Below are 4,181 nucleotides of genomic sequence, written 5' to 3'. Positions count from 1 at the left end.
TGAAATCAGGAATCGCGGTTTCACGCACGGCTTCCAGATCCAGCTGAACCAGAATGATGCTCTGCTTGGTACCCACGGTCTTGTACAGACTTGGGTGCAGCGCACCAATCACACCAACCGTTGCCCATTGACCGTTTTCGTCAGCTTTCTCGATGATCGCAGTCTGTCCAGGGTGCAGTGCCGGATGCTGACCAGCAACGAAGCGATACTGCTTCAGGGTGCCGGTACGCGCCAGCAGCGCTTCCACATCACCTTTCACATCGAAGAAGTCGACATCAGCAGCAGGTTCTGCCCAACCCTGAGCCTGACGGCTGCCGGTCGCGGCAAAGGCCAGCGTCGGAATCTGAGCCAGTTTGTCGCCGTCCGGAATAAAGCGCAGACCGGTTTCAAACAGACGCACACGCGGCTGCTGACGCTTGAGGTTGTAGCTCACCGCCTGCACCAGACCAGCCAGCAGATCAGTACGCATCACGGACATCTCAGTGGAGATCGGGTTCAGCAGTGCAATCGGTGCATTGGCCGGATCCATGGCTTTCTGAATCTGTGGATCAACAAAGCTGTAAGTAATGGCTTCCTGATAACCACGAGCCACCATCTGGCGACGCAGATCGCCCATTGGCAGACGATTTTCCGGCAGACGCGCCAGCGGCGATGCGGCGGTAGGAATGCGTACCGGCAGGTTTTCATAGCCGTGAATACGGGCCAGCTCTTCAATCAGATCCGGCTCAATGGCCATATCAAAACGGTAGCTTGGCGCAATCACATCCCAGCCGTCTTCGGTCGCAGTTACCTGCATACCCAGACGGGTCAGAATGTCTTCAATTTCGCTGTCTTCCAGCTTAATGCCAAGAATCAGCTCTGCACGGGCACGACGCAGATGAATCTGAGCCTGCTTTGGCAGGTTTTCTTCTGCAGATACTTCCACCACAGGGCCAGGCTGGCCGCCGCAGATATCCAGAATCAGCGCGGTGGCACGTTCCATGGCTTTGGCTGCCAGGTTGTAGTCCACACCACGCTCAAAACGGTGGGAAGAATCTGTGTGCAGACCGTAGTTACGGGCACGACCGGCAATCGCCAGTGGGCTGAAGAAAGCCGCTTCCAACAGCAGATCCTGAGTATTTTCAGACACACCTGAGTGTTCACCACCCATTATGCCACCCATGGCCAGCGGCTTGGCGTGGTCGGCGATCACAACGGTATCGCTGTTCAGAGCAACTTCCTGACCATCCAGCAGAGTGAGCTTCTCGCCCTCTTCTGCCATGCGTACGCGGATGCCACCTTCGATCTGTGCCAGGTCAAATGCGTGCATCGGCTGACCCAGTTCGAGCAGCACGAAGTTAGTGATGTCGACCACCGGGTCGATTGAGCGGATACCACCACGACGCAGTTTTTCCACCATCCACAGCGGCGTCGCCGCTGTTACGTTTACGCCTTTAACGATACGACCCATGTAGCGCGGGCACTGTTCAGGAGCCAGCACTTCAATGCTGGCTTTATCGTCGATGGCCGGTGCTACGGCGTCGATCTTCAGTTCGGTCAGATCGGCTTTATTCAGTACGCCCACTTCGCGCGCCAGACCCGCCATGCTCAGGCAGTCTGCACGGTTTGGCGTCAGATCCACTTCGATGATGGCATCATCGAGGTTCATGTATTTGCGGAAGTCTTCACCTACTGGAGCGTCGGCAGGCAATTCCATCAGACCATCGTTGGCATCAGAAATACCGAGTTCTTTCTCCGCACACAGCATGCCGAAGGATTCGACGCCACGCAGTTTGGCTTTCTTGATTTTAAAATCGCCTGGCAGAACGGCGCCAATTTTGGCAAACGGAATCTTCAGACCTTCACGCACGTTGGGTGCGCCACAGACGATCTGGAAGGTCTCAGTACCATCCGATACCTGACACAGGCTGAGTTTATCGGCATCCGGGTGCTGCTCGCGCTTCACCACTTCACCAACAACCACGCCGCTGAATTCACCAGCAACGGCTTCAATACCATCAACTTCTAAACCGGCCATGGTTACCTGATGGGCCAGTTGTTCGGTGCTCACCTGTTCACCGGATTTAGTCTTGGGTTGCACCCATTCGCGTAACCACTGTTCGCTGAATTTCATGTTTTGCTTAATCCTGTTGTGAACAATTAACGGAACTGCTGCAGGAAGCGCAGATCATTTTCGAAGAATAAACGCAGGTCGTTAACGCCGTACCGCAGCATGGCCATACGCTCCATACCCATACCAAAAGCGAAGCCTGTGTATTCTTCCGGATCAATGCCCACATGGCGGAATACTTCCGGATGAACCATGCCGCAGCCGCCGATTTCCAGCCAGCGCGTTTTGGTACCTTCCGGTGTTTCGATAACCCATTCAATGTCGATCTCAGCGGATGGCTCAGTGAACGGGAAGTAAGACGGACGCAGACGGACTTCGATATCTTTCTCGAAGAAAGCTGACATAAATTCTTTCAGAATACCTTTCAGGTCAGCGAAGCTGACGCCTTTATCGACCAGCAGGCCTTCCATCTGATGGAACATCGGCGAATGCGTCTGATCGTAATCGCAGCGGTAAACACGCCCCGGGCAGATAATGCGCAGCGGTGGCTGTTGGTTTTCCATGGTACGCACCTGCACCGGTGAGGTGTGAGTACGCAGCAGACGTCCGGCATCAAAATAGAAAGTATCGTGCATAGCACGGGCCGGATGGTGCGATGGAATGTTCAGCGCTTCGAAGTTGTGGAATTCGTCTTCGATTTCCGGGCCTTCCATCAACTGGAAGCCAGCACCGGCAAAAAAGGATTCGATACGCTCAATGGTGCGTGTTACAGGGTGCAGACTGCCTTCCTGTACGCCACGCCCGGGCAGGGTCACATCAATAGTTTCCGCCGCCAGTTTGGCATTCAGCGCAGCACTTTCCAGCGCCAGCTTACGGTCATTGATTGCATTCTGTACCTGGTCTTTGGCTTCGTTGATTACCGCGCCGATTTTCGGACGATCTTCCGGCGCCACAGAGCCGAGGTTTTTCATCAGGGAAGTGATTTCCCCTTTTTTACCCAGAAACTGAACCCGTACCTGATCCAGCGCCGCAACATCCTGCGCTTCATTAACTGCGGCCAGGGCTTGCTGAGTCAGGGCCTCAAGGTTTTCCATCGTTGGTATCCATCGTTAACTGCTGAGAGCCGCCCGTTGCAGCCCTCTGAAATTTGGTCAAAAAAATAGGGGAATCGCCCAGCATTACCTAAGCTCATCCCCTATTTCGCGGATCTGTCACCGGAGTGTCAGATCCATTTCCGGCAATGCGGTGAAATTACAGGCTGGACTTGGCTTTTTCAACCAGAGCCGCAAACGCTGCTTTTTCATTCACGGCCAGGTCAGCCAGTACCTTACGGTCGATTTCAACCATGGCTTTTTTCAGGCCATTGATGAATTTGCTGTAAGACAGACCATTCTGACGCGCACCAGCATTAATACGTGCAATCCACAGCTGACGGAACTGACGCTTACGCTGACGACGGTCGCGGTAAGCATACTGACCAGCTTTGATCACAGCCTGCTTAGCTACACGGAACACACGACTACGTGCGCCATAGTAACCTTTAGCCTGCTTCAGAATTTTTTTGTGACGACGACGAGCGATCACACCACGTTTTACACGAGCCATAGTTTATCTCCTGAGCGATTAAAGGTTAGGCAACATACGAATAACCAGCTTTTTGTCTGAAGCAGACAGCTGGGACATACCACGCAGGTGGCGTTTACGTTTGGTGCTCTTCTTAGTCAGGATGTGACTACGGTAAGCGTTACGGAATTTGAAACCGTTCGCAGTCTTTTTGAAGCGCTTCGCAGCGCCGCTCTTAGTTTTGATTTTAGGCATTTTAGTACTCCAAAAGTGATTGGCGCGTACAGAAACTAAGACCCTGTACAACACCTGCCGTAGTAACAGAAGCCAATGCTTCTGCAGCGTCTGGCAGAACGTAGAAACCCCGGCTGATACTTTTCAGGACCGGCCAGGGTTCAATGTCCGTTTGAAAACCAGACTACTTCTTTTTGCTCGGGGCAATAACCATAATCATCTGGCGTCCTTCAAGCTTCGGACGCTGTTCAACCGAGCCCAGATCCTCAAGATCTTTCTCAACACGGTTCATCACTTCCATACCCAGATTCTGGTGGGCCATTTCACGGCCACG

5 protein-coding genes are annotated in these 4,181 nt (G+C 53.4%); all 5 read right to left on the bottom strand.

Annotated features, from left to right (window positions below; genetic code table 11):
• On the bottom strand, nt 1–2,113 hold a 2,113-nt coding region (gene pheT, locus B2Z72_RS12935), incomplete at its 3' end, for a phenylalanine--tRNA ligase subunit beta (protein WP_297004991.1).
• A gap of 26 nt (nt 2,114–2,139) precedes the next feature.
• Nucleotides 2,140–3,144, bottom strand: coding sequence for a phenylalanine--tRNA ligase subunit alpha (pheS, locus tag B2Z72_RS12930; RefSeq protein ID WP_297004990.1), 1,005 nt, complete (start codon nt 3,142–3,144; stop codon nt 2,140–2,142).
• Between the two features lie 157 nt (nt 3,145–3,301).
• On the bottom strand, nt 3,302–3,655 hold the full coding sequence (rplT, locus tag B2Z72_RS12925) for a 50S ribosomal protein L20 (protein WP_297004989.1): 354 nt from the start codon (nt 3,653–3,655) through the stop codon (nt 3,302–3,304).
• 18 nt (nt 3,656–3,673) lie between these two features.
• The gene (gene rpmI / locus B2Z72_RS12920; RefSeq protein WP_296983019.1) at nt 3,674–3,868 is read right to left on the bottom strand and encodes a 50S ribosomal protein L35; all 195 of its coding nucleotides are present in this window, start codon (nt 3,866–3,868) and stop codon (nt 3,674–3,676) included.
• Between the two features lie 163 nt (nt 3,869–4,031).
• Nucleotides 4,032–4,181: translation initiation factor IF-3 (gene infC / locus B2Z72_RS12915; RefSeq protein WP_297005001.1), on the bottom strand; the 150-nt coding region annotated here is incomplete at its 5' end.

The organism is Thalassolituus sp. UBA6592 (assembly GCF_002433655.1).
Lineage (GTDB): Bacteria > Pseudomonadota > Gammaproteobacteria > Pseudomonadales > Oceanobacteraceae > Venatoribacter.
Note: the sequence above shows the minus strand (reverse complement) of the source record. Positions and strands in the feature narration are given on the sequence as shown.